This is a genomic window from Amycolatopsis circi, from assembly GCF_003385235.1.
Taxonomy (GTDB): domain Bacteria; phylum Actinomycetota; class Actinomycetes; order Mycobacteriales; family Pseudonocardiaceae; genus Amycolatopsis; species Amycolatopsis circi.
On record NZ_PQIA01000141.1, the window covers coordinates 1 to 25,654 of the forward strand.

The 25,654-nt window shown below is 68.7% G+C and carries 24 protein-coding genes and 1 pseudogene; 15 read left to right on the top strand and 10 right to left on the bottom strand.

From position 1 onward, the window contains the following. Positions 1-316, top strand: a pseudogene (locus tag D0D37_RS38585) (neutral zinc metallopeptidase); the annotation flags it as partial. A 106-nt stretch (positions 317-422) separates the two neighbouring features. On the opposite strand, the gene D0D37_RS38590 reads toward D0D37_RS38585, so the two are convergent. Beyond that, positions 423-1,343 carry a tetratricopeptide repeat protein gene (locus D0D37_RS38590; protein WP_208720381.1) on the bottom strand — a complete coding sequence of 307 codons (921 nt, stop codon included), beginning with the start codon at positions 1,341-1,343 and terminating at the stop codon, positions 423-425. Between the two features lie 154 nt (positions 1,344-1,497). Here D0D37_RS38590 and D0D37_RS38595 point away from each other — a divergent pair, with 154 nt between their 5' ends. Continuing rightward, positions 1,498-1,905, top strand: coding sequence for a nuclear transport factor 2 family protein (locus D0D37_RS38595; protein ID WP_116205527.1), 408 nt, complete (start codon positions 1,498-1,500; stop codon positions 1,903-1,905). Between the two features lie 60 nt (positions 1,906-1,965). On the opposite strand, the gene D0D37_RS38600 is transcribed toward D0D37_RS38595, so the two are convergent. Next, positions 1,966-2,268 carry a thiamine-binding protein gene (locus D0D37_RS38600; RefSeq protein WP_116205528.1) on the bottom strand — a complete coding sequence of 101 codons (303 nt, stop codon included), beginning with the start codon at positions 2,266-2,268 and terminating at the stop codon, positions 1,966-1,968. A 70-nt stretch (positions 2,269-2,338) separates the two neighbouring features. On the opposite strand from D0D37_RS38600, the gene D0D37_RS38605 reads away from it, so the two are divergent. Next, positions 2,339-2,836, top strand: coding sequence for a MarR family winged helix-turn-helix transcriptional regulator (locus D0D37_RS38605; RefSeq protein ID WP_116205529.1), 498 nt, complete (start codon positions 2,339-2,341; stop codon positions 2,834-2,836). 73 nt (positions 2,837-2,909) lie between these two features. On the opposite strand, the gene D0D37_RS38610 is transcribed toward D0D37_RS38605, so the two are convergent. The 3 genes from D0D37_RS38610 to D0D37_RS38620 form a co-directional block, all read right to left on the bottom strand. After that, positions 2,910-3,278, bottom strand: coding sequence for a DUF3817 domain-containing protein (locus D0D37_RS38610; protein ID WP_116205530.1), 369 nt, complete (start codon positions 3,276-3,278; stop codon positions 2,910-2,912). 315 nt (positions 3,279-3,593) lie between these two features. Then, complete coding sequence (locus D0D37_RS38615; protein ID WP_116205531.1) at positions 3,594-5,981, bottom strand: GH92 family glycosyl hydrolase; 2,388 nt, start codon at positions 5,979-5,981, stop codon at positions 3,594-3,596. A gap of 80 nt (positions 5,982-6,061) precedes the next feature. Then, positions 6,062-9,319, bottom strand: a complete 3,258-nt coding sequence (locus tag D0D37_RS38620) for a GH92 family glycosyl hydrolase (RefSeq protein WP_244223825.1) — start codon at positions 9,317-9,319, stop codon at positions 6,062-6,064. 318 nt (positions 9,320-9,637) lie between these two features. Between D0D37_RS38620 and D0D37_RS38625 the strand changes: the two genes are divergently transcribed. The 11 genes from D0D37_RS38625 (at position 9,638) to D0D37_RS38675 (ending at position 20,766) form a co-directional block, all read left to right on the top strand. After that, entirely contained in the window at positions 9,638-10,621 is a 984-nt protein-coding gene (locus tag D0D37_RS38625) for a LacI family DNA-binding transcriptional regulator (protein ID WP_116205532.1), read from the top strand. Next, positions 10,618-11,655: a class I mannose-6-phosphate isomerase gene (locus D0D37_RS38630; RefSeq protein WP_116205533.1), complete on the top strand. Its 1,038-nt coding sequence runs from the start codon at positions 10,618-10,620 to the stop codon at positions 11,653-11,655. The genes D0D37_RS38625 and D0D37_RS38630 overlap by 4 nt, the downstream gene beginning before the upstream one ends. Positions 11,656-11,660: 5 nt before the next feature. Beyond that, complete coding sequence (locus D0D37_RS38635; RefSeq protein WP_116205534.1) at positions 11,661-12,425, top strand: ATP-binding cassette domain-containing protein; 765 nt, start codon at positions 11,661-11,663, stop codon at positions 12,423-12,425. Then, the gene (locus D0D37_RS38640; protein WP_116205535.1) at positions 12,425-13,468 is read left to right on the top strand and encodes an ABC transporter permease; all 1,044 of its coding nucleotides are present in this window, start codon (positions 12,425-12,427) and stop codon (positions 13,466-13,468) included. Before D0D37_RS38635 ends, D0D37_RS38640 begins: the two co-directional genes overlap by 1 nt. A gap of 31 nt (positions 13,469-13,499) precedes the next feature. Then, positions 13,500-14,501: an ABC transporter substrate-binding protein gene (locus D0D37_RS38645; protein ID WP_116205536.1), complete on the top strand. Its 1,002-nt coding sequence runs from the start codon at positions 13,500-13,502 to the stop codon at positions 14,499-14,501. Between the two features lie 99 nt (positions 14,502-14,600). Next, positions 14,601-15,650, top strand: a complete 1,050-nt coding sequence (locus tag D0D37_RS38650) for a sensor histidine kinase (RefSeq protein WP_116205537.1) — start codon at positions 14,601-14,603, stop codon at positions 15,648-15,650. Beyond that, positions 15,647-16,402 carry a LytR/AlgR family response regulator transcription factor gene (locus tag D0D37_RS38655; RefSeq protein WP_116205538.1) on the top strand — a complete coding sequence of 252 codons (756 nt, stop codon included), beginning with the start codon at positions 15,647-15,649 and terminating at the stop codon, positions 16,400-16,402. The genes D0D37_RS38650 and D0D37_RS38655 overlap by 4 nt, the downstream gene beginning before the upstream one ends. A gap of 187 nt (positions 16,403-16,589) precedes the next feature. Continuing rightward, positions 16,590-16,940 (top strand): DUF485 domain-containing protein, encoded by a 351-nt coding sequence (locus D0D37_RS38660; RefSeq protein ID WP_009073891.1) that lies wholly within the window; start codon positions 16,590-16,592, stop codon positions 16,938-16,940. Positions 16,941-17,002: 62 nt separating this feature from the next. Further along, positions 17,003-18,715 (top strand): sodium/solute symporter, encoded by a 1,713-nt coding sequence (locus tag D0D37_RS38665; protein WP_116205539.1) that lies wholly within the window; start codon positions 17,003-17,005, stop codon positions 18,713-18,715. A gap of 72 nt (positions 18,716-18,787) precedes the next feature. Continuing rightward, complete coding sequence (locus D0D37_RS38670; protein ID WP_116205540.1) at positions 18,788-19,138, top strand: DUF485 domain-containing protein; 351 nt, start codon at positions 18,788-18,790, stop codon at positions 19,136-19,138. Continuing rightward, on the top strand, positions 19,135-20,766 hold the full coding sequence (locus tag D0D37_RS38675; RefSeq protein WP_116205541.1) for a solute symporter family protein: 1,632 nt from the start codon (positions 19,135-19,137) through the stop codon (positions 20,764-20,766). The genes D0D37_RS38670 and D0D37_RS38675 overlap by 4 nt, the downstream gene beginning before the upstream one ends. A 55-nt stretch (positions 20,767-20,821) precedes the next feature. Here the strand turns inward: D0D37_RS38675 and D0D37_RS38680 are convergent, their stop codons facing one another. The 3 genes from D0D37_RS38680 to D0D37_RS38690 all read right to left on the bottom strand — a co-directional run bounded on the left by D0D37_RS38680 (position 20,822) and on the right by D0D37_RS38690 (position 22,983). Then, on the bottom strand, positions 20,822-21,562 hold the full coding sequence (locus D0D37_RS38680) for an isocitrate lyase/PEP mutase family protein (protein WP_116205542.1): 741 nt from the start codon (positions 21,560-21,562) through the stop codon (positions 20,822-20,824). Next, on the bottom strand, positions 21,559-22,017 hold the full coding sequence (locus D0D37_RS38685; protein ID WP_116205543.1) for a carboxymuconolactone decarboxylase family protein: 459 nt from the start codon (positions 22,015-22,017) through the stop codon (positions 21,559-21,561). Before D0D37_RS38685 ends, D0D37_RS38680 begins: the two co-directional genes overlap by 4 nt. 225 nt (positions 22,018-22,242) lie before the next feature. Beyond that, entirely contained in the window at positions 22,243-22,983 is a 741-nt protein-coding gene (locus tag D0D37_RS38690) for a peptidylprolyl isomerase (protein ID WP_116205544.1), read from the bottom strand. Between the two features lie 117 nt (positions 22,984-23,100). Between D0D37_RS38690 and D0D37_RS38695 the strand changes: the two genes are divergently transcribed. Next, the gene (locus D0D37_RS38695; RefSeq protein WP_116205545.1) at positions 23,101-24,072 is read left to right on the top strand and encodes a trypsin-like serine peptidase; all 972 of its coding nucleotides are present in this window, start codon (positions 23,101-23,103) and stop codon (positions 24,070-24,072) included. Positions 24,073-24,104: 32 nt separating this feature from the next. Here D0D37_RS38695 and meaB read toward each other — a convergent pair whose 3' ends face one another. Continuing rightward, entirely contained in the window at positions 24,105-25,070 is a 966-nt protein-coding gene (gene meaB / locus D0D37_RS38700) for a methylmalonyl Co-A mutase-associated GTPase MeaB (RefSeq protein WP_116205546.1), read from the bottom strand. Position 25,071: 1 nt separating this feature from the next. Further along, positions 25,072-25,654, bottom strand: a 583-nt coding sequence (locus tag D0D37_RS38705) for a thiolase family protein (RefSeq protein ID WP_482746755.1), incomplete at its 5' end; no start/stop codon positions are given.

Below are 25,654 nucleotides of genomic sequence, written 5' to 3' on the forward strand. Positions count from 1 at the left end.
CGCCGAGCTGGCGTCGCGGTATGCGGTGGGGGTGCAGAAGGGCGTGGGGGCGTCGATCGACACGCCTAACGCTGGGCTGCGGACTGCTTGTCTGGTGGGGGCTTGGGCGGCGTTCTCGAACAATCCGACGGGCGGGGTGCGGTTGAAGTTGTCGTCCGGGGATCTGGACGAGGCGATCGCGGATCTGCTCCGGCCGGACGGGCTGGTGTCGGCGAACGTGAACGGGGAGCGGCCGGACAGCGGGTTCGATCGCGTTGAGGCGTTGCGGCGGGGGTATTTGGAGGGGTCGTCTTCCTGCTCCAAGCAATACGCCTGAGGTTTGTGCAGGGGCGGCGCGGGTGGGCTGAAAGCCGTGAGGGGAACCCTGAGGGACTCAGAGTCCCTCAGGGTTCCCCTCACGGACGTTCAGCGAGCGGGAAGGCTCAGAAGAGGGCGCTCGCCAGGTCGCGGCGGGCCTTCGCGACGCGCTCGTCCGCGGGGTCGAAGAGTTCGAACAGGGCGACCAGATGTTCGCGGACGCGGTTGCGGTCGTCCCCGGCGGTGCGGCGGACGACGTCGACCAAGCGGCGGAACGCGCCCTCGACGTCCTGTTCCGCGATGTCCAGGTCCGCGGTCGCCAGCTGCGCGTCGAGGTCCTTCGGGTCGGCTTCGGCCTTCTCGCGGGCGCTCGGGTCGGCCGCTTCGGCGCGGGCGGTGAACTTGACCTGCGCGAGGGCGTTCTTCGCCAGCTCGTTCGCTGGTTCGGCGTCCAGGATGCGCTCGTACGCGGCCTGTGCGCCGGCGTAGTCGCCCCGTTCGAAGGCGTCCTCGGCTTCCGTGAACCGCGGGTCTTCCGGCTCCTCGACCGGGCCGCGGGCCTCCTCGGCGGCGCGGATGCCCGGGAGGCGGTCGCGCAGGGCGTCGAGCAGGGAGCCCAGCCACTTGCGGATCTCCGGCTCCGGCAGCGCGCCGGAGAACGCGTCCACGGGCTGGCCGCCGGCGATCGCGACCACGGTCGGGACCGATTGCGCGCCGAAGGCCTGCGCGATGCGCGGGTTCGCCTCGACGTCGACCTTCGCGAGCACCCAGGCGCCGCCGCTCTCGTCGGCCAGCCGCTCCAGCACGGCGGTCAGCTGCTGGCACTGCTCGGAGAAGCCGGCCCACAGGTCGACGACCACAAGCTGGTTGAGCGAGAGTTCGACGACGGACTGGAAGGTCGCCTCGGTGACTTCGAGCACCGCGTCCGACGACGGTGCGGGGGTTCCGTCCGGCTGCCCGGCGCCCGAAGGCGGCTGGTTCCGGCTCGCTTCCGCCCTTGCCTTGAGCGCGGACAGGTCGACCGCGCCGGACAACGCGGCGGACATGGCCGCTGAGTTCGCTGCAGATCCGCGTGGGTGTGTCACGCCCTCCATCCTGGCACGCCTCGCCGACAGAGTTCAGCAGCAGCCCCGAGGTTCGCTTTTGGCATGAGCACGCCGCTGAGGCATGCTCTCCGCGAGGACAACAGGGAGGCCGAGAATGCTCAGCCGGCGCAACGTCACGGTGGCCGCTGCCGTCGTGGTCGCGGTGGCGTGGATCGCCAGCATCACGGTGACCGTCGCGCACCAGGACCCGCCCGGTGCGGCGTCCCCGCCGGAACTGCGGACGGAACTCGCCGCCGCGTTGAGCAGGCGGGACGCGGACGCGCTCGCCGGGCTTTTCGACGTCCCCGGTTCGGGCGGGGACGACCTCGCCAAGGATTACGTCGGCGTCCTCAAGGACGGCAACACGCGCGACATTTCCGTGCAGCTCTCGCCGGACGAGCACTCCCCCACCACGGCCGTCGTGCACGGGAAGACCGGGGCGGGCGAGCAGTTCAGCTACCGGCTCGCGGTAACGAGTGCCAAGGGGCGCTGGACGATCGCGTTCACGCCGCCGATCCCGTAGCTCCGCCAGGAACCGCCGGGCCGAGAACCGCCCGGATTCAGTCCGCCTCTCAGCTGCGGCTCAGTCCTCGCGCAGATGTGCTTCGACCCGCTCGACCTTCGCGGCGAGATGTCCGGAGTAGCCGGGGCGGATGTCGGCCTTCAGCACCAGCCCGACGCGCGCCGAGCCCTCGCCCGCGGCTTCCACCGCCTTCTTCACCACCGCCATGACCTCGTCCCACTCGCCTTCGATCTCGGTGAACATGGAGCTGGTGGAGTTCGGCAGCCCCGATTCGCGCACCACCTTCACCGCGCGCGAGACGGCCTCGCTCACTCCGCCGTCCGGTTCTCCCGCCGAGGGGCTCACGCTGAACGCGACGATCATGTCGACTTCCTTCCCTGTTCTCCCAGGCCGACCCCCACGACCGGGGTACCCGCTGGTAGCTTCGGCTTCCATGAACCGTCCGCTGCCGTTCGATCCGATCGCCCGTGCCGCGCAGCTGTGGGAAGACCGGATCGGCCCGGCCGGAACCATGGCCGCGGTCACCGGTGTGATGCGGGTGCAGCAGATCATCCAGTCGGCGGTCGACGGCGCTCTCAAGCCGCACGGCCTCACCTTCGCCCGCTACGAGGCGCTCGTGCTGCTCACCTTCTCCCGCAACTCGCGGCTGCCGATGCGGGTGATGGGCGAACGGCTGCAGCTGCATCCCACCAGCGTCACCAACATAGTGGACCGGCTGGAGCGCGACGGGCTCGTGAAGCGCGTGCCGCATCCCACCGACCGGCGCACGACGCTCGTCGAGATCACCGACGACGGCCGAGCACTGCGGGAAACCGCCACCGCCGCGGTGACCGGCATCGATTTCGGGCTCACCGGGCTCACCGAGCGGCAGGTGGAGCAGCTGACCGAACTGCTCACCAAGGTCCGCAAGTCCGCGGGCGACTTCACGTAAAAACGCCTCGTGAGTGGCAATGCCGGTTAGAACCGGCATCAGCACTCACGAGGCGCGAGGGGAAAACGGGGGCTCAGACGCTGACCGGCTCCTGCGTGCGCACGAAGAGGCCGACGCCGCCGTGCGTGAGCCGCTGCGGGCCGTCGAGCTTGCCGTTGCGCAGCGCCCACTTCTCGAACAGCCAGGTGAACAGCGGCGGGATGCTCGCGAGCAGCGCCAGCACCAGGGTCTTGCCGCGCCAGCCCAGCGGCTTCGCCACGGACAGGGAGGTGATCAGGTACAGGACGAAGACGACGCCGTGCACCATGCCGAGGACGGGCACGCCGCCCTCGTTAGACGCGTCGACGACGTACTTGAGAAACATCCCGATCAGCAAGCCGAGCCAGGACAGGGCCTCGGCGACTGCGGCCACGCGGAACACGATAGCGGCCTTGCTGGACACGACATCCTCCTGTGCGTCACCTGGTGCGTGCTGACTGCACACACAAAAAACACGTCCGACGCGACTGTCCAAGGCGGACGGAAACCGCCTGGCGTCAACAGCGCTGTCGAACGGGTATGAGACCAGTGTGAGGCGTGACCGGCCTCACCGGAACACCGGGGCCGGTGACTCTGGTCACGAGCGGTCCCGGCAAAGGTCTGCACCAATTCCGGACGGCAGGCGGAAACGGGCGGGAAATGCCCGGTTAACGAGAAAGGCCGCCTCCGGATCCCAGGATCCGGGAGGCGGCCTTCACCGACTGTCTCGCAGCGATCACTAACCGGCACAAGGAGAAGCCGGCGCGGAGGAGCGTGACGTTCCCCACGTGGCCTTGGGCGCGTCGCCGGTCAGCGAGAAGTCCAGAGTGGACCCGCGGCGCAGTTGTTCGAGGCTGACGAACGTTTTGTCCGACGCCGTGCCGTTGACGCGAAGCCCGGAGACGTACTGCAGTTGCGCCCCGTTCGCGCCGCGCGCGTTGATGGTGAAGTCGCGGCCGTTCGGCAGGTGCAGCACGGACTTGGCGAACCGCGGCGCGTTGAGCACGAAGTTGCCGGTGCCCGGGACGGCCGGGTAGAGGCCGAGCGCGCTGAAGACGTACCAGGCGGACATGGTGCCGAGGTCGTCGTTGCCGGTGACGCCGTTGGGGGCGTTCGTGAACAACGTGTGCGCGGCCTGCACCACCGCGGAGGTCTTCCACGGCTGCCCGGTGAGCGTGTACATCCACGGCGAGTGCAGATCGGGCTCGTTGTTGGGGTTGTAGCGGAACTGCTTGTAGTAGTCGTACGGGCCGACGACCCACTGCTCGTGCGCGGTCTTCGCCGGGTCCTTCACCAGGTCGTCGTAGGCGAAGAAGTCGTCAAGCCGCTTGCCCGCGTTGGCCGCGCCGCCCATCTTCGCGACCAGGCCGGGCACGTCCTGCTGCACCAGCCATTGGTACTGCCAGGCCGTGCCCTCGTGGAAGCCGTCCTGGCCTTGCGGGCTGTACGGGCCGTCGGCCGGGGTGTACCAGCTGCCGCCGGTGACCTTCGGGCGGAAGTAGCCGGTGAAGCCGCGGTCGGTCACGGACGGGTCCCACAGCGTCGCGTACGTCCGGCCTTTGGCCGCCAACTGCTTCGCGTCCTGCTTGTGGCCCAGCGCCGACGCCATCACCGAAAGGGAGCAGTCGCCGAGGGCGTATTCGAGGGTCGCGGACGCGCCGTGTGCCGGGTCGGTGTCCTGGCCCTTCTTCGGGAAGTTCGGGTCGTACTGGACGAATCCGTCGGCCTGGTAGCTCGCGTTGCCGGAGCGGCCTTGGAACGGTGACGACGCGGGCGGGATTTCACGGGAGTTCTGCAGCAGCGCTTGGTAGGCGTGCATTTCGTCGCCGCTGAGCGCGCCGAAGCGCCACAGGTCGACCAGGAATGGCGTTACCGGGTCGCCGGTCATGGTGTTTGTCTCTTGGCTCGCGTACGCCCAGCGCGGGAGCCAGCCGCCTTGGTCGTGGATGGCGAGGATGCTTTTCGCGACGTCCCTGGCCCGGTCCGGTTTCAGCAGGGCCAGCAATTGATTTTGCGAGCGGTAGGTGTCCCAGAGGGAGAAGAAGTCGTAGTACGTCCAGCCGATCGCGCGATGGATCTTCTTGTCGAAGCCGTAGTACCGGCCGTCGGCGTCGTTCGCGGTCAGCGGTTGCAGGAAGGCGTGGTAGAGCGAGGTGTAGAAGACTGTGCGGTCGTCCGGGGTGCCGCCGGTGATGTCCACACTGGACAGTTCACGGCGCCAGGCGCGCTGGACGTCGTTCTTCACCGCGTCGAACGGACGGACGCGCGAGTCGGCGAGGTTCGTGTCCGCACCGCGAGCGTCCACTTGGGAAACCGATGTGGTGGCAGTGACTTGGCCGCCCTTCGGGAAAGTCAGCCACGCGCCGCGCAGGCCCGCACCGCCTTGTGCCGAGCGGCTGCCGGGCGTGCCACCGTCCGGTGACCAGGTTCCGTAGGAAGAGAACGGCTGGTCGAATTTCGTGGTGAAGTAAGTCGTGTAGGGCTTGCCGCCGCAGAAGGCCTGCGATTCGACGGTGCCCGCGATGGTGTGGTCGTCGACGATCCGGACGCTGCTGCCGCTGACCGGTTCCTTCGCGTTGGCCTGTCCGACGTTCACGAAAACGTTGGCGGGCCCGGATTTATCGAACGAGTACCGTTCGACGCCGCTGCGGGTGCTCGCGGTGGTTTCGACGTCGATGCCGCCGTAGCCGGTGAGATGCACCTTGTAGTAGCCGGGTTTGCCGACTTCGCCTTCGTGCGTGTACGGCGCGGCGTACTTGGCTTGGTCGAACGTCGCGGGCTTGCTGGTGTCGAACGCCGCGCCTGGGCCGATTTCGCCGGTGGTGGGCAGCATCGACACGAGGCCGCCCTGTTCCCAGCATCCCGCGCCGGACAGGAAGAAATGGCCGAAGCCGCGGATCGCGGTGTCGGTGTAGAGATATCCGGCGTAGTGCGTCGTGATGGGGCTGGATTGCACCATGCCAAAAGGCGCGGACGCACCGGGGAAGGTGTTGCCCTCGTCCTGTGTGCCGATGAACGTGTTCACCGCGTCCAGCGGATCTGCCGGACGCGCTTGCGCCGCGACCGGCGTGAGCGCGGCCGCGGTGACAGCGAGCGCCACCGCACTCGCCAAAACCCTGCTCCTCATGAGACTCCTCTGGGAAAAGTCCGTGAAGGGCTCCTTGAGGGAATTAGATTCCTTCAAGGAGCCCTTCACGGAACGGTGGATCAGCCCGCGGCGATGGCGAAGACGTGCAGCGAGCCGCCGCTGACGCCGCTCGGCAGCGTCACGCTCGCGACGGTTTTGCCCGCGTCCAGCGTGATCGGCGCGGTGGCGAACACCATCGTGCGGATCTGCTGCGGGTCGCCGCCCGCGGAGTTGCGGTACGGGGTGGACAGGACGATCCGGTTCCCGAACGCCGGCTGCGCTCCGCCGCCGCCGAGGGTCCAGTCGGAGAATCCGATGGCGGCGGTGGATTTGCTGCCGTCGGTGTAGGTGACGGTGAGCGTGCCCTGCGCGTTGCCGTTGCTGGCGGAGCCGAGCAGCGCGAGCCGTCCCGAACCGGACAGGTTGATCGTCTGACCCGCGGCCACGACGTTGTCCGGGTCGCCGACCGGGTACGACGGCCAGGTGAAGTTCAGCCCGTCGCTCGACACTGTGCTGCCCGGCTTGGCACCGGCCTTGGCCAGTGCGTCCGCGGAGTAGCTCCAGCCACCGCCGTCGAAGTTCCCGGCTGCCGAGTTCGCGTCCGGCGAGAGACCGGTGTTGTCCACTGTGGCCAGCCAGCTGTTCGGCTTCGCCACCAGGACGGTCAGCACCGCCTGCACGTCCGCGAGACCCGGTGAGGAGAAGGTGACCGGGATCCGCCGCGGCCCGTCGGAGGTGCCCGCCGGAACGCTCACCGTCACCTGAGCGTGGCCCTTTCCGGCCGCCGGGACCTGAACGGAACCGGTCGCGGGCGACAGCGTGATGCCGTCGGCGCTACCTGCGGAATAGGTCCAAGTCCGCGCGCTGCCAGAGAGATCCTGCACGCCCACCGAAGCGGTCGAGGTCGTGCCAGCGGGCACCACCGCACGTGCCGGATCCACAAAGGACAGACTCGGCTTCTCCTGCTCGCGGAACGACGGCGGCGCGTCAGCCGGCGCGGAACCCCACGCGGTAGCGGTCGCCGACCGGGTGAAGTCCAGCTTGCCGCCCTGCGAGATCAGCCCCTCCGACAGCCACGCCTTGCTGGCCGCGGTGCCGTTCACCTTGAGGTTGCTGGTGTATTCGCCGGCGCCGGGAGCGTTGACGGTGATCTTCTTGCCCGAGCCGGTGGTCACCTCGGCGTGCGCGAAGCGCGGCGTGGTCAGCACGGTTTCGGCGCGGCCCGGGATCTCCGGGTAGACGCCGAGCGCGGACCAGACGTACCAGGACGACATCTGCCCGAGGTCGTCGTTGCCGATCAAGCCTTCGGGACGCGGGTTGTACAGCTCGTCCATCGCCCGGCGCACGATGTTCTGCGTCTTCGCCGGAGCACCCGCGAACGAGTACACGTAGGGCGCGTTCGAGTTCGGCTCGTTGCCCAGGAACGCATACGGCTCATGGGTTCCGGCGTTCAGCTTCGTGAAGAAAGTGTCCAAACGCGACTGCGTGGCGGTGGTGCCGCCGAACGCGGTCACGAGGCCGCCGAGGTCGTACGGGACCATCCAGTCGTACTGCGCGCCGTTGCCCTCGACCCAACCCTGCGAGCTGGCCGGGTCGTAGTTCGCGGAGAACGAGCCGTCCGAGTTGCGCGGCTGCAGGTGTCCGCTGCCCGGGTTGTAGAGGTTCTGCCAGTTCTGCGCGCGCTTCATGAACGTGGTGTACGTGGCGCTGTCGCCGAGCCGCTTCGCGAACTGGGCGATGGCGAAGTCCGCGCTCGTGTACTCCAGGGTGTCCGCCGCCGCGCCGGGCACGTAGCCGAGCCGTTGGTAGTCCTGCAGACCCGGCCGTTCGGTGTAGCCCTGCGTCGGCTGCGTCGCGCCCTTGATCATGAGCAGCAACGCTTTCTGCGCGTCGAAGTCACGCGCGCCGAACGCGTAGGCGCTGGAAACGATGATGTGGTACGGATCCCCGTTCATCACGCCGGTGTAGTCGTTCGCTACCGTCCACCGGTCCCACGAACCGCCTTGTTCGGCAAACGCCATCATCGAGCGCACGAGGTCCGAGGTCTGCTTCGGTGCGATGGTGGCCAGCAGCGGGACCTCGGAGCGGTAGATGTCCCAGCCGGAGATGTTGGTGTACGTCGCGTGCCCGCGTTCGGCCTGGTGGATCCGGCCGTCGAAGCCCGGATAGCGACCGTCCACATCGGAGAAGACGTTCGGCTGGATCAGCGAGTGGTACAGCGAGGTGTAGAACGTCGTGGTGTCGGCGTCGCTGCCGCCGCTGACCTGGATCTTGCCGAGCTGGTCGTTCCACGCCTTCCGCGCGGACGCGGCCACCGCGTCGAACGACTTCTTGCCGTTGTTCTCCGCCTTCAGGTTCGCCTTCGCCCCGTCGACGGACACAAAGGACAGTCCGACCTGGACGTTGACCTGCGCGCCGTTGAGGTTCGGGAACGTCACGTAACCGCCGCTGCCCGGCCCGCTCACCGTGGTGTCCTGCGGTTTCGCCGCCGCCGGACGCGCCATCGAGGAGCCGATGCCGTTGGGCTGCGCGACCTTCGCCTTGGCACCGCCGGTTTCCGCGGTCTTGCCCGGCGTCACCGCGCCGTTCTTCCACGTCCCGACGGATTCGAACGGCGTGTCGAACTTCGCCGAGAAGTAGACCCGGTACGAGTCCTTCGCGCCGCAGAACCGGCCGCTGGTCGCCCAGCCGCTGATGGTGTCCTTGCCGATGCTGATCGACGCGTCGTCGGTGCCGTTGACCGAGCCGGAAGTGTTGACCATCAGCGTGGAGGCCGCGCCAGCCGGGTAGGTGAACCGCCCGGAACCGGTGCGCTGCGTCGCGCTCAGTTCGACCTTCGCGCCGTTGTCGAGGGCGACGTCGTAAGCGCCGGCGGTCGCGTGCTCGTTCTGATGCGAGAACGTCGAGGTGTAATGGCCCGGATCGGTCGCGGGCGACGTGCTGATCTCGCCGACGTACGGCATGAACGGCAGGTCCTGATACGTGGTGCAGCCCGCGCCGGAAAGGTGCGTGAGGCTGAACCCGGTGATCGTGTTGTCGTCGTAGAAATAGCCGCCCGGCTGGGATTTCTTCGTGTCCGGGCTCCACTGCACCATCCCGAACGGCGCCACCGCGCCGGGGAAGGTGTTGCCCGCGCCGCCGCCGGTTCCGTGGTCCGCGCCGCCGGGCCGGGTGCCGACGAACGGGTTCACCCACTTCGCCAGGTCAGCGGTCTTCGCGGCGCTCGCCGCGGGATCGGCCAGTGCGGATGCGGCGGGGACCAAGGAGGCCCCTGTCGCCACGGCCGCGGATGTCAGGAAGATCAGTCCGGCTCTCCAGCGCGCTCGCGCCATCGCCATCGCCTCTCCAGTTGTCCGGCGCGAACCCGCCCTCACCGGCCTTCGAGGCATCGATGACAACCTTGTCGCGCACCGTCGATGCGGGCTACCTTCGGCAATGGCTCACCGGATCGTCAAGACCGCGGTGAGAGCCTGTCCGATTCAAGACAACGATGTCCACCATCCGCACCAGCGGATTCGTCGAAGCGGGCAGCGCGAACCCCGAAGCATTGACACCGAGCGGCCGGATGGTGTCCAATCCCCCGCATTATGACAACGTTGTCTCACTCGGGCCGGGACGCGGACGGACTTCCCCGCCCCGCCAGCAGGCGGGCCACGATGAGCGATGTGGCCCGGCTGGCCGGCGTCAGCATCAAAACGGTGTCGCGGGTCGTCAACGACGAGCCCGCGGTGCATCCGGACACCGCCGAGCGCGTGGTGGCCGCGATCGAACAGCTGGGGTTCCGCCGGAACCTCGGCGCCCGCAACCTGCGCCGCGGCTCGACCACCGGCACCATCGGCCTGGTCGTCGAGGACGTCGGCAACCCCTTCTACTCCGAGCTGAACCGCGCGGTGGAACGGATCGCGACGTCGTTCGGCAGACACGTGCTGACCGGGTCGTCCGGCGAGAACTCCGACCGCGAACGCGAGCTGTCGCTGGAGTTCTGCGCGCGGCGCGTGGACGGGCTGCTGATCGTTCCCGCCGGGCTGCAGCACGGGTATCTCGTGCCGGAAATGCGCGCGGGCACGCCGGTGGTGTTCCTCGACCGCCCGGCAGGCGACATCGTGGCCGACACCGTGCTCGTCGACAACCTCGGCGGCACCATCGAGGCGGTCGGCCACCTCGTGCGGCACGGCCACCGCCGGATCGCGTTCCTCGGCGACAGCCCGGACATCTTCACCGCCGCCGAGCGGCTCCGCGGATTCCGCGAAGGCTGTGTGCGCAACGGGATCTCCTACGACGAGAGCCTCGTGGCGATGCAGACGCCGACGCCGGAAACGGTCGGCCAAGCCGTGCGCAAGCTGATCGGCGGGCCGAATCCGGCCACCGCCGTGATCGCGGGCAACAACCGGGTCGCGGTGCACCTGCTGCGCGCGCTCGCGCACTCCGAGCACCGGCCCGCGCTGGTGAGCTTCGACGATTTCGAGCTGGCGGATCTGCTCGACCCGCCGGTCACCGTGATCGCCCACGACGTCAGCGCCCTCGGGCACGCAGCGGCCGAGCTGCTGTTCGCCCGCATCCAGGGCGATCAGTCCGCCCCGAGAAAGGTAGTTCTGCCCGTGCACCTAGTCGCCCGCGGTTCCGGTGAGGCCGCCCTGTGACCAAGCACCTCGAGCCGGTCGCGCTCCCGGCCAACCAGCCGCCGCAGTTCTACCGGGGCGGCGACGCCATCGCCGCCCTGCGCGGCGCGACCGGCACCGACTCGAAATTCGGGCCGGAGGACTGGGTCGGTTCCGTCACGACCATGTTCGGCCAGGAGACCCACGGTCTCACCAAGCTGCCCAGCGGGATCTGGCTGCGCGACGCGGTCGGCGGCGACCCGGACGCGTGGCTGGGCGCGGCGCACGTCGCCAAACTCGGCGACTCGACCGGCCTGCTGGTCAAGCTGCTCGACGCCGGACAGCGGCTTCCGGTGCACTTCCACCCGTCGGATTCCTTCGCCCGCAAGCACTTCGACTCGCATTTCGGCAAGACCGAGGCGTGGATCGTGGTCGGCACCTACGGCGACGACCCGCGCGTGTACCCGGGTTTCCGGGAGACGCTGAGCAAGGAAACCGTCGCCGAGTGGACCCGCGAGCAGGACGCGCCGAGCATGCTGGGCGCGCTCAACAGCATCCCGGTACAGGCGGGCGACACGGTCTACATCCCGGCCGGGCTGCCGCACGCGATCGGCGAGGGCGTGTTCGTGGTCGAACTGCAGCAGCCGACGGACTTCTCGCTGACCCTCGAATGGCGTGATTTCCTTGCCTCGCCGGAAAAGGGCCACCTCGGGATCGGCTTCGACACCGCGATCGAAACGCTCGACACCTCCGGCTGGGACGACGACCGGCTCAAGACGATCGTGAAGCACACTTCCGGCGACGAAGCGACCACAGTGGACTTGCTCGCGCCGGACTCGGCGGAATTCTTCCGCGCCGACCGGATTCAGTTGTCCGGCAACGCGTTCTCCCTCGACCCGTCGTTCAGCGTGCTCGTCGCGCTCGACGGCGAGGGCACGCTGCGCACCGAGCACGGCGGGGAGTTCCCGGTGACCAAGGGCGACACCTACGCGGTGCCGTTCTCCGCGGGCCAGACCGAGCTGTCCGGTTCGCTCACTGTCATCCGCTGCCGCCCGCCCGCCCCCGAAGGGAGTTAGCGCCGATGAGCGAGATCCTGCTCGACGCGGTGGACCTGACCAAGCACTACGGATCGGTGGAAGCCTTGCGCGGCGCGTCTTTCCAGGCGCGCGCGGGCGAGGTGACCGCCTTGATCGGCGACAACGGCGCGGGCAAGTCCACGCTCGTGAAGTGCCTGTCCGGGGCCGAACAGCCGACGTCGGGCCGGATCTTGCTCGACGGCGCGGAAGTCCGCCTGGACTCGCCGGTGGCCGCGCGCCGGGCCGGCATCGAGACCGTGTACCAGGATCTCGCCGTCGCGCCGGACCTCGACCCGGCGGCGAATCTGTTCCTCGGCCGGGAAATCCCGCGCAAGGGCTTCCTCGGCAAGCTCGGCATGCTCGACAAGGCGGAGATGCGCCGCCAGGCGGTGGCCGAGTTCGAGCGGCTCGGCGTCACGCTGCAAAGCACCGAAGTGTCGATCGGCTCGTTGTCCGGCGGGCAGCGGCAAAGCGTCGCGGTGGCGCGGTCGGTCGCGTGGGCGTCGAAGGTCGTGTTCATGGACGAACCGACCGCGGCGCTGGGCGTCCGGCAGCGTGGGCGCGTGCTGGACGTGATCAAGAAGGTCCGGGACAAAGGCATCGCGGTGGTGCTGATCAGCCACAACATGCCCGAGGTGCTTTCGGTGTCGGACCGGGTCGAGGTGCTGCTGCAGGGCAGGCGCGTCGCCCGGTTCGCCGGTGCGGACACGAAACTCGAGGATCTGGTCGCGGCGATGACCGGCGCGCTGGTCCAGGAGGGGGCGGCCTGATGAGCGCACCGGTCAAGGACATTCAGACCACTGTGGACGGCGAGTTCGTCAAGCCTCCGCTGGGAAAACGGCTCATCGGGGCCAACACGTTCTGGATCGCGCTGGTGCTGATCGCGCTGATCGCGGTCTTCACCGCCATCGCGCCCGCCGAGTTCGCGACGGTGTTCACCTTTCAGACGCTGCTGATCGAAACGTCCGTGCTGCTGGTGCTTTCGGTCGGCATGACGTTCGTGATCATCACCTCCGGCATCGACCTGTCCGTCGGGTCGGTGCTGATCTTCGCCGGCATGGTCGCGGGCAAGACCATGGAAGCGCTCAGCGGCGGCGACGCCTCGCACGCCGGCTGGGGCGTCATCACCGTCGGGCTCGTCACGGCGGTGCTCGCGGGCACTCTCTGGGGCCTGATCAACGGGTTCCTCATCGCGGTGGCGGGCATCCCGCCGCTGATCGTCACGCTCGGCACCATGGGAGCCGCGCTCGGCGTGTCTTACCTGCTCAACGGCGGGTCGGACGTGCGCAGCGTGCCCGCTGAATTGAACAAGACCCTCGGTTACGGCACGTCGTTCGGCGGGATCCCGAACCTAGTGCTGGTGGCCGTGGTGATCACGTTGATCGGCGCGTGGCTGCTGCACACCACGCGGTTCGGCCGGTACACGTTCGCCGTCGGCTCGAACGCCGAGGCGGCGCGGCGGTCGGGCATCGGCGTGACCGCGCACCTGCTGAAGGTGTACCTGCTCACCGGTTTCCTGGCCGGGATCGCCGGTTTCATGTCGCTGGCGTACCAGGCCTCGACCACGATCTCGGCGCACACCAACGACAATCTGAACGCCATCTCCGCAACGGTGATGGGCGGCACCAGCCTCTTCGGCGGCGTCGGTTCGATGCTGGGCACGGTGATCGGGGTGTTCATCCCGGCGGTGCTGAACAAGGGCTTGAACATCACACACGTGCAGGACTACTGGCAATACATCGCGATCGGCGCGGTCCTGATCGCGGCGGTGTGGTTCGACCAGCGCCGCCGCCGCAAGCGCAACTCCCGCTGAATCGGTCCCCGAGTACAAAGAGGTGCTTACGATGAAGTTCAGCAAAACCGTCCTCGCCGCGGGGACTCTCGCGTCCGCGGCGATGCTGGTGACCGCGTGCGGCGCCGGGCAGATCGGGCAGAGCGGGTCCGGGGACAAACCCGGCGGCAACTCGGCGAACAGCAAGAAGCTGGCGCTGGTGCCGGGCGTGCAGGCGGAGCCGTTCTACATCTCGATGCAGTGCGGCGCCGAGGCCGAAGCGAAGAAGCTCGGCTATGAACTGACCACCCAGGCGCCGCAGAAGTTCGACGCGGCCATGCAGACTCCGATCGTCAACGCGATGGGCTCCAACCCGCCCGCCGCGCTGCTCGTCGCGCCGACTGACGACCAGGCGATGCTCGCACCGATCCAGCTGGTGAAGAACCGCGGCACGAAGATCGTCGAGGTCGACACTTCGCTCAAGGACAAGAGCGTCGCGGTGTCGTCGGTCTCCTCGGACAACGCCGAGGGCGGCAAGCTCGCCGCGCAGACCATGGCGAAGCTCGTCGGCGACAAGCCGGGTTCAGTGCTGATCCTCGACACCATCGCGGGCACGTCCACCACTGCCGCCCGTGCGAAGGGCTTCGAGGACGAGCTGAAAAACCACCCGAACCTCAAGTCGGCGGGCATCCAGTTCACCAAGAACGAACCGGACCAGGCCGCGTCGAAGGTGACCGCGGCGCTGGTCTCCACGCCGGATCTCGTCGGCATCTTCGCCACCAACCTCAACACCGGCGAGGGCGCGGCGACCGGCCTGCGCAACGCGGGCAAGATCGGCAAGGTCAACCTGGTCGGCTTCGACGCCAGCCCGTCCGAAGTGGACGGTCTGAAGAAGGGCGAGTACCAGGCGCTCATCGCGCAAGACCCGGCGCAGATCGGCACGAAGGGCGTCGACCAGGCGGTGGCCGCGCTCGAGGGCAAGCCGACCGAGCGGGATCTGACCGCGCAGCTGCACTCGATCACCAAGGACGACCTGGACGCGAATTCGAAGTACTTCTACAAGCAGAAGTGCTAGCCTCAGGCTCTGCCGAAGGGGACTTTCCGCACGGAAAGTCCCCTTCGCCGTGTTCCGGGCTAGTATCTTCTCCCCCAGGTACCCGAGGGGAGGCCGTCGATGACCGAGAGTGCCCGGCTGCCGTGGCGCTCCCGTCCGGACGCCGTCGGCGTGCTCGGCGCGGCGCGGAAAGTCGCCGACGACCTGAAGGACGGCCTTTCCGGAGTCCGCGCCCGACGCGCCGCACACGGTCTGCGACGGCTTTTCGACGTGGCCGGGCTGGGGCTGGCCGATCTGTCCGGTGCCTTGATGTGGTCCGGCCGACCCGGCGCCGACGACGCCGTGTCCCAGGTTCTGGACGACGTGCTGCACCAAGAAGAGTCGATTACCACGGGCGGCGTAACGGCAATTCCGTTGCACGTTCACGACGAACTGGCGGGTGCGTTGCTGCTGGTCGGCGAGGTGCCCAGCGCGGTGCTGCGGCAGGCTTCCGACCTCGTCGTACAGGCTTTGGAACGGGGTCGGCTCGAGGCTTCGGCGGATCAGGCCGCGCAGGCTGAACTCCGGGCCCTGCGGGCGGAGATGTCGCCGCATTTCGTCTACAACGCGCTCACCGTGATCGCCTCGTTCGTCCGGTCGGAACCGGACCGCGCCCGTGACTTGATGCTCGATTTCGCCGACTACACCCGCTACAGCCTGTCGCGGCACGGCGAGTACACCGTCGTCGCGGAGGAGTTCCGCGCGGTGGAAACGTATCTCGCGTTGCAGCGGGCGGTGCTGGGCGAAAGACTGAAGGTTCAGGTGCGCGTCGCGCCGGAAGTGCTTGCGGTGGCGGTGCCGTACCTGGTACTCGAACCCCTCGTGGAAAACGCGATCCGGCACGGCATCGAGCCGCGGTCGGGCACCGGGCTCGTCCAGGTGCACGGACAGGCGGAAGGGAACGACTGCGTGATCAGCGTCGAGGACGACGGGGTCGGCATGGAGCCCGAACGCGCCGCCGCCATCCTCGCGGGCAGCGGCGACGGCACCGGGCTCGGAATGGCCAATGTGGACAGACGATTGCGCACGGTCTACGGGGCCTGGTACGGGCTGACGGTCGAAACGGCGGTCGGCGAAGGCACCCGGGTCGTGCTGCGAGTGCCGCGGTTCCAGCCGGGGGTGCTGCCGTGAGCGGGCTGCGGGTGCTGGCGGTCGACGATCTCGCGCCGGCGTTGGACGAATTGTGCCGGATGCTGCGCGAGGCACCTGAAGTCGGCGAGGTCGTCGGCGCGAGCGATGCGTTGAAGGCACTGAAACTGTTGCAGGCAGACCATTTCGACGCGGTCTTCCTTGACATTTCCATGCCGGGCTTGGATGGGCTGGAACTCGCGACGCTGCTGGCGAAACTGTCCGAACCGCCGGTGATCGTGTTCGTCACCGCGCACGACGGACACGCGGTTGCCGCGTACGGCATTGGTGCGGTGGATTATCTGCTCAAGCCAGTGCGGACGGAACGGCTTGCCGCCGCGCTGGCGAAGGTGACCCGCCTGGTGCCGAGCGGCCGTCGGAAGTCCTCGCCCGACGCGATGGCCGCGCTGCCAGTCGATTCCGGTGGCCGCACTCGGTACGTCCGCCGCGACGATGTGCTGTTCGCCGAAGCCAACGGCGATTACGTCCGGCTGCACACGCGCGGCGGCGTGCATCCGGTGCGGATGCCGATCTCGCGGCTCGAAGAATATTGGGAAGGCACTGGATTTACTCGCGTGCACCGCGGATTCCTGCTCGCGGTGAGCGCGGTGCTGGAATTGCGGAGCGACACGACGGGCGGGTTGCTGGCGCATACCGAGGCTGGCGATGTGCCGGTCAGCCGACGGCACGCGCGGGATCTTCGGGACCGGCTGCTAGAGGCGGCGCAGCGCGGGCAGCTTGGGAGCGCCCGGTGAGGAGGGTGGTTGGGGAGCGCCCGTGTCTCACCAGGCCCCTCCTTGCAGCTCGTGCGCGGCAATCCCGGTTAGAACCGGCACCAGCACTCACGACACCCGAGCTGCAGCCACCAGCCGACCTCACCCTTGCGGCTCGTGAGTGGCAATCCCGGTTAGAACCGGGATTGCCACTCACGAGGGGTGCCCGGTGAGCCGCACCAAACGCGTCGCCGTCACCAGCCCGCAGACGAGACTCGCCCGGTCGCGGCGGCTCGAACGCGGCCGCTGGCGGATGCCCCGCCTGCGCGCACCGGAGGCGGAACGCGCGGCCGTGCTGTACCGGATCCAACGCCGTCGCGGAATCCCCGCGCTGGTGGCGATGTTCGTGCTGGTGCTGGGTTTGCCGGTGTTGTTCTCTCTCGCGCCGTCGCTCGACAGCGTGCGGTTGTGGGGAATTCCGCTGTCCTGGCTGCTGATCGCGGTCCTGCCGTACCCGGTGCTGGCCGGGCTCTCGTGGTGGCAGCTGCGCCGCGCGGAGAAGATCGAGGACGAGCGGTGAGCCGAACGCCCGCGGCGCCCCAATGCCACATCGGGCCGGGCCAGGCAGGCGTGGGCGGATAGATGGACATCGCGCTCGCGGTAGCTCCGGTCGTCCTCGTCACGCTGCTCATCGGCGTGCGCGGGGTCGCCGCCATGCGTACGACGTCCGACTTCCTGGTGGCATCACGGCGAATCTCGCCCTTCGTCAACTCCGCCGCGGTCTCCGGCGAATACCTCTCCGCGGCGTCGTTCCTCGGCGTGGCCGGGCTGATGGTGAAGGACGGCGTCGGCGCGCTCTGGTACCCCGTCGGCTTCACCGCGGGGTACGTCGCGATGCTGGTGCTCGTCGCCGCGCCCATGCGGAGGTCCGGCGCACTCACAGTCCCCGACTTCGCCGAAGCCCGCCTCGCCTCCCCCGCGTTACGCCGCCTCGCCGCGGTGGTCGTGCTGGTGATCGGGACCATCTATGTAGTCCCCCAATTCCGTACCGCCGGATTGGTGCTCACCGCAGTCGGCGGGACTCCGTACTGGGTCGGCGTGGTCATCGCGGGCACCGCAGTCAGCGTCACGCTCGCCCTCGGCGGAATGCGCGCCGCGACGTACGTCCAGGCGTTCCAGTTCTTCCTGAAACTCGTGCTGTTCCTCGTCCCCGCGCTATGGCTGGTGCTCCACGTCGGCACCGAAACCCGTGACGCGAGCCTCACGCCGGTGGAGTTCACCCGCTTCTCGCACGCCACCCCGGTGCAGTTCGACCACGACGTCACCCTCACCTTCCGCGAACCCACCGCGATCGAGGTCCGCGGCACCGTCCCGGCGGGGCAACTGGTGGTGCACAAGGGAGAACAACTCACCTTCGCCGCCGGTGCGCAGGTTCCCGGCGTCAGCGGAGAGGTCGCTCTCGGCGGGCCGGACTGGCAGCGTCCGCTGCTGGAGATCGACAAGGGCTACCCGCTGCTCGGCACGTGGGCGGTCCTCATCGCGACCGTCCTCGGCACGATGGGTCTCCCGCACGTCCTGATGCGCTTCCACACCAGCCCGGACGGCCGCGCCGCGCGCCGCACCGCCGCGATCACCGTGGCGCTGCTCGGAGTCTTCTACCTCTTCCCCGGCATCTACGGCGTGCTCGGCCGGGTGCTCGTGCCGCAGCTGTATCTGTCCGGCAACACCGACACCGTGGTCGTCGCGCTGCCCTCGCAAGTCGATCACAGCTGGGCCGGGCAGTTGTTCACCGCACTCTTGACCGCGGGCGCGTTCGCGGCGGTTCTGGCGACGTCGCTGGGATTGCTGCTGGTGATGTCCGGTGCACTCGCCTACGACCTGATGCCCGGTGGCCTGCGGCGGCTGCGGGTGACGGTCGTGTTCGCCGCGATCGCGATGGTGCTGCTCGCGCTGCCGTCCGCGCGGCTCGACGCCGGAGTGCTGGTGACGTGGGGGTTCACCGTCGCCGCGTCGACGTTCTGCCCACTGCTGGTGCTCGGCATCTGGTGGCAGCGGCTGACTGCGGCCGGTGCGATCGCTGGCGTATTGACCGGGCTGGCTGCCTCATCCGGGTCAATCCTGTTTGCGCTGGCCGGACCCGCGATGCATGGTTGGGTGGCGATCTTGGTCTCGCAACCGGCACCCTGGTCGGTACCGCTCGCGTTCGGCGTAATGCTCGCGGTATCGCTGCGCGGGCGCCCGCCGTCCTGGGCCGGGGCCGCGATGCTGCGGCTGCACCTCGACGAACGCCCTTCGTCCACGCCCGGTGACCGTTCGTCAACCGTTCGTCGTGCGGCAAAGCGTTTGAGCGGCTGACGGTTCCCTCGCCCGGGCGTCCTCCCTACTGTGTCGCGCACCACATCCGCAGCGTCGCACAAGGGAGATCCCATGAGCGCAGGCGACCCGTCCGGCGCGCCGCCGGACCCGACCTGGGAACAGGTGCACGACAGCGCCGAGTTCCGCGAACTCCGCGGCAGGCTCCGCCGGTTCGTGTTCCCGATGGCCGGACTGTTCCTCGCCTGGTACCTGCTCTACGTCCTGCTCGCCGACTACGCGCACGGCTTCATGAGCACGAAGATCGCCGGCAACTTCACCGTCGGCCTCCTCTTCGGGCTGCTGCAGTTCGTGTCCACGTTCCTCATTACGTGGCTGTACGTGCGTTACGCCAACAAGAACCTCGACCCGCTCGCCGAGCGGATCAAGGACGACATCGAGAATCCGGCGAAGGAGGAGGCGTGAAGACTCTCGCGGCGAGCGTCGAGGGCAGCAATCCGACGCTCAACATCACGATCTTCGCGCTGTTCGTGGTCATCACCCTGGTGATCGTGTTCCGCGCGAGCCGCAACACGAAGACCGCGTCCGACTACTACGCGGCCGGCCGCGCGTTCACCGGCCCGCAGAACGGCATCGCGATCTCCGGCGACTACCTGTCGGCGGCGTCGTTCCTCGGCATCGCCGGCGCCATCGCGGTGTACGGCTACGACGGATTCCTGTACTCGATCGGCTTCCTGGTGGCGTGGCTGGTCGCGCTGCTGCTGGTGGCGGAACTGCTGCGCAACACCGGCAAATTCACCATGGGCGACGTGCTGGCGTTCCGGATGAAGCAGCGTCCGGTGCGCGCGGCGGCGGCGATTTCGACGCTCGTGGTGTCGTTCTTCTACCTGCTGGCGCAGATGGCGGGCGCGGGTGGACTGGTCGCGCTGCTGCTGGGCATCGAGGGCAAGGCCGCGCAGTCGCTGGTCATCGCGGTGGTCGGCGTGATCATGATCGCCTACGTCCTCATCGGCGGCATGAAGGGCACCACCTGGGTCCAGATCATCAAGGCGGCGCTGCTGATCGTCGGCGCGCTGGCGATGACGCTGTGGGTGCTCGGCAAGTACGGCTTCAACTTCTCGTCGCTGCTTCAGGGCGCGGTCGACAAGGCGGGCCACGCCGGCGAAGCGCTGCTCGGGCCGGGCAAGCAGTACGGCAAGGACGGCACGACGAAGCTGGACTTCTTCTCCCTCGGCATCGCGCTGGTACTCGGCACCGCGGGCCTGCCGCACGTGCTGATGCGCTTCTACACCGTACCGACCGCACGCGAGGCGCGTCGTTCGGTGGTGTGGGCGATCGTGCTGATCGGCGTGTTCTACCTGTTCACCCTGGTGCTCGGCTACGGCGCCGGCGCGCTCGTCGGACCGGACGCGATCAAGAAGGCTCCGGGCGGCGTGAACTCCGCGGCGCCGTTGCTGGCCCTGAACCTCGGCGGCCCGGTGCTGCTCGGGTTGATCTCGGCGATCGCGTTCGCCACGATCCTCGCCGTGGTCGCGGGATTGACGATTACCGCGTCCGCCTCGTTCGCCCACGACGTGTACGCGAACGTGTTGAAGAAGGGCAAGGCCAACACCGGTTCGGAGGTCCGGGTCGCCCGGGTCACCGCCGTGGTGATCGGCATTGTCGCGATTCTCGGCGGCATTCTGGCGAACGGGCAGAACGTCGCGTTCCTGGTGGCGCTGGCCTTCGCGGTGGCGGCTTCGGCGAACCTTCCGACGATTCTGTACTCGCTGTTCTGGAAGCGGTTCAACACCCAGGGCGCGCTGTGGAGCATTTACGGCGGGCTGATCGTGACGATCGTGCTCATCGTGTTCTCGCCCGCCGTTTCCGGGAAGCCGGTCGACCCGAAGACGGGCAAGAGCGCGTCGATGCTGCAGGGCGTCGACTTCCACTGGTTCCCGCTCGACAACCCGGGTCTGGTGTCCATCCCGATCGCGTTCGTCCTCGGCTGGCTCGGCACGATCCTGTCGAAGGAACACGACCAGGCGAAGTACGCCGAAATGGAAGTCCGGGCGCTTACTGGTGCCGGTTCGGAAAAGGCCGTGCCGCACTGAGTTTTTATCCAGGGAAACCGCTGGGTGCCGCTTCGCCGCGGCACCCAGCGGTTTTTTAATACGGCAGGTTCCCCTGCGCGATCCCGCCGAGCGTGCTTTCCAGCACGCCGCGCAGATACCGCCACAACCCGGCCCCCAGGGAAATCCGGGCTACCCCCAGTTCGGCAAGCCCGGCCAGACCCGGACCGCCGGGAAGCGCCGAAGCATTGACCGGACCGCCCACCTGACGGACGAATTCGGCCAGCACTTCCGGCGAACGCACGAGAATCGGGTACACACAGTCGGCACCGGCTTCGAGGTACGCGCGCCCGCGAGCCACCGCGTCGTCGAGCACCGCCTGCTCATCCGGTGCCCCAAGGAACGAATCCACCCGCGCGTTGACCACGAGCCCGTCGCCAGCTGCCCGGCGCAACCCGGCGAGCCACTCCGCTTGCTCCGCCGCCGGTCGCTGACTGCCCTTGCTGTGATCGGTGTCCTCGATGTTGCAGCCGACCGCACCGAGTTCTTTCAGCCGGGCAGCGAGGTCGTCTGGTGCCAAGCCGTATCCAGCCTCGGCGTCTACAGTCACCGACAACGACACCGCGTCCACGATGCGCTTGGCCGCCGCGAACATCTCGTCCGCGGACGCACCTTCGTGGTCCGCTTGGCCGAGCGCCGCCGCGACCGCCGCGGAACTCGTTGCCACGACCGGAAACCCGGCCGCTTCCACCGCCTTCGCGGTATCCGCGTCCCAGGCGTTCGGCAGGATCAGCGGCTTCCCCGGGACGTGCAGCGCCCGCAGCTTCTCGGCGCTCATTCCGCACGCTCCGGCAGCGCGGCGTGGCTCGCGACCATGAGCCGGTTCCAGGTGTTGATGGCGACGACGCACCACGCCAGCGCGCGATACTGGTCCTCGGTGAACACGCGGACCGCCTCGGCGTAGACGTCTTCGGGAACGTCCTTGTGGTCCGAGATCAGGGTCATCGCCTCGGTGTACGCGAGCGCGGCGCGTTCCTGCTCGGTGAACAGCTCCGTCTCGCGCCACCCCTCGAGCACGTAAAGCCGCCGCGGCGCTTCTCCCGCCGCGACGGCCTCCGCCGCGTGCATGTCGAGACAGTAGGCGCACCCGTTGATCTGCGACGCGCGCATCTTGACCAGCTCGATGAGCTTCACGTCGAGCCCCGCGTTCGCGCTGGCCTTCTTCACCTCGCCCTGCAGGTGGGACATCGCTTGATACAACCCGCCCGTGGCGAGCGCGATTCGCTTCGTCATGCCACCCACGCTAATCGGGAGTGGCCTAGACGAATGGTCCAGTTCGGTTTGGGTGGCGTGGGCCAGTCAGGCCCGCGGCCGAGCGTTGCGGAGCCGGATCCCGCTGAACCCCGCCGTGCTGACGGTCACCGCGTCCCAGACGGCCGGAGGTTCGGAAGGACCCGCAGCTGAATCCCGGTCGACGACGCGCGCCTGGTCAACCGGCCGCGCGCGGCCCCTTCCCGCTCAGCGCCCGCAGAACAGGCAGAGCGGCAAAACCAGCTCCAGATCCGTCTTCCGCACCGGCTTCCCGTCCACCGGCGTCTTGCCCGGCGGCGTGTCCGCGTCCGGCTGGATGCCGCCCGCCGCGACGCGGTCCAGCGTGCGCAGTCCGGTCGAGCCGACCGTGCCGAAGACCGTGTAATTCGGCAGCAGGCTGGAATCCCCGTACACCACGAAGAACTGCGAGCCGTTCGTGTCCGGCCCGGCGTTCGCCATGGCCAGCAAGCCGCGCGCGTACGTCCGGCGCTTGCCGGTCGGGTCGGACGGGGCGGGCGGGAGCGTCGTCGGCAGTTCGTCGCGGAACTTGTAGCCCGGGCCGCCTTCGCCGGTGCCCGACGGGTCGCCGCACTGCAGGACCTTCAACGTCGGGTACGCGGTGAGCCGGTGGCAGGTTGTCCGGTTGTAGAAGCCGTTGGCCGCCAGGTGCAGGAAGCTCTGCACTGTGCACGGCGCTTCCGCGCGGTTGAGCCGCAGCGGCAGCAGGCCCTGGTTGGAAAACACCGCGACGTCGACACTGCCGTGGTCCGGCGTGTGCTTCGGATCGCGCGGGAGCGAAACCGGGCGAACCGCGGGATCGTCCGGAGTCGGGGTGTACTGGCACGGCCCCGAGGTGACCTTCGGCGGCGCCGTTTCGGCAGCCGAAGCCGGTGCAGCCACGGCGACCAGCGACAACGCGGTCAGCACGGACACGAGCAGTCTTTTCATTCCGGTTCCCTCCCAGTGCACGGAGGATCGCAGTATAGGGACGGAAAAGTGCCCGCGCTTCCGGCGAAAGTCGCATCCTGACCGGTTCCTGACACCCGCCTCCTACCGTGCGGTTTCATGATCACTCCCCTTCTCGCCGGACTGGTCGCCGGGCTTCTTGCCGTCCCCGCCGGTCCCGTGCAGCAACCGCTCGCGTCCTCCGCCGCCGAACAGCAGGCAGTGCTCGCCTACTGGACCCCCCAACGACTGGCCGAGCTGACTGAGCCGTCGTCGCAGAACCCGCCGAAGAGCGGTCCCGACGGAGCCCCGTGGTCGAACCCGCTCCCGAAGACGATCGGCCGGCTCTTCTACACCGACCACGGCGAGGACGCGAGCTGCACGGCAACCGTCGTCCGCAGCAAGAACCGCAGCACGATCGTCACCGCCGGGCACTGCGTCAACAACACCGATCTCCTCGGCGAGCACAACGTCTGGAACGCGCACGTCATGTTCATCCCCGGCTACCACGACGGACAGGCGCCGTACGGGAAGTTCGCCGCCCGGATCGGCGTCGCCGACCGCACTTGGCTCGCGAACGATCAGCAGAACGCGCGGAAGTTCGACACCTACGACCAGGCGTTCGCGGTCCTCGGGCCGAACGAATCAGGACAGCTGGTGCAGGACGTAGTCGGCGCGCAGCAGATCGGCTTCGACCGGCCAGGCGCGGCGAAGGTGACACAGTTCGGCTACCCGCGGGCGGCGTCCGACCCGGCGCGCGAAGGACTGCCGGAGTACACCGGGGCGAGGCTGGCGTATTGCACCGGCACGGCACGGCAGTGGACCGGCACCGCGACCTATCCGGACTCTCCCGATCAGTGGGGCACGGCGTGCGTCATGGGCGGCGGTTCGAGCGGCGGTCCTCGACTGCGCGACTTCAACCCGGCGACGGGGCTGGGCACGGTTGTCGGGGACAACACGCATGCGGGGTTCTTTGCCGCGGATGGGAAGCCGTGCGAGCGCGACGTCCCGGGCTGTGTGAGGTATCTGGTGGGGCCGCAGTTCAGTGGGGAGGTGACGAAGCCGTTGTTTGAGGCGGCACAGACGTCGTGAGTGTTTATCCCGGTTAGAACCGGGATTGCCGCTCACGAGCCCTTCAGCTCGCCAATCAACCGGTCCGCCGCCGCGAACGGGTCCAGCTCCCGGGCCACCACCCGCTCCGCCAGCTCCCCCAGCCGGTCCCCGTGCCGGAGATCCGCCAGCTCCGCGTGCAACCGCCGCAATGCGATCGCGGCGACTTCCTCCCGGGCGCGAGCGGCGCGGCGGCGGTCCAGTTCCCCATGCGCGACAAGCCATTCATGGTGCGTGCGCAAAGCCGACACCACCTCGTCGACGCCCTCGCCCTTCGCCGCCACCGTGCGGACGATCGGCTGCCGCCAACTCGGCCCGCGCAGTTCGCGACGGGCCAAAGTGATCATCTGCTTCAGGTCGTGCACCGTCGCGTCGGCACCGTCGCGGTCGGCTTTGTTGACCACGAACACATCTGCGATCTCCAAGACGCCCGCCTTCGCCGCCTGGATGCCGTCGCCCATGCCCGGAGCCAGCAAGACCACTGTGGTGTCCGCCAGTTTCACAACGTCCACTTCGGACTGTCCAACCCCGACAGTCTCGATCAGCACCACGTCGAACCCGGCGGCGTCCAGCACCCGCACCGCCTGCGGGGTCGCCCAGGACAGGCCGCCGAGATGTCCCCGGGTCGCCATCGAGCGAATGAACACGCCGGGATCGGTGGCGTGCTCGGTCATCCGGATCCGGTCGCCGAGCAAAGCACCGCCGGAGAACGGCGACGACGGGTCGATCGCGAGCACCCCGACGCGCAAACCCTCGCCGCGCAAGGCAGTGAGCAGCGCGGACGTGGACGTCGACTTGCCGACCCCGGGCGGACCGGTGAGCCCGACGACGCGAGCCCGGCCGGTGTAAGGCGTCAAAGCGGCGGCGATGTCCGCCACTCGCGGCGACGAATCCTCCACAAGCGAAATGAGCCGGGCGACCGCACGCGGTTGTCCTTCCCGCGCGCGGCCGACCAGCTCGTCGAGGTCCGGGCCGGCCAACTTACGCCGACGGAACGCGGATCAGCAGCGCGTCGCCCTGGCCGCCGCCACCGCACAGCGCGGCCGCGCCGAGACCGCCGCCGCGCCGGCGCAGCTCGTGCACCAGGTGCACGGCCAGCCGCGCGCCGGAAGCGCCGATCGGGTGGCCGAGCGCGATCGCGCCGCCGTTGACGTTCACCTTCGACTCGTCCAGCCCGAGCTTCTCGCTCGACACCAGGCCGACCGCGGCGAACGCCTCGTTGATCTCCACCAGGTCCAGGTCGCCCACGTCCAGCTTCGCCTTCTTCAGCGCGGCGCGGATCGCGTTCGACGGCTGCTCGTGCAGGCTCGCGTCCGGACCGGCGACGACCCCGTGCGCGCCGATCTCGGCCAGCGGCGTGATGCCCAGCTCGGCCGCCTTCTCCGGGCTGGCCACGATCACCGCGGCCGCGCCGTCGGAAATCTGCGACGCCGAACCGGCGGTGATGGTGCCGTCCGGAGCGAACGCCGGACGCAGCTTCGCGAGGCTGTCGCCGGTGGTGTCCGCCCCCACGCCCTCGTCGGTGGAGAACACGACCGGGTCGCCCTTGCGCTGCGGGATCGAC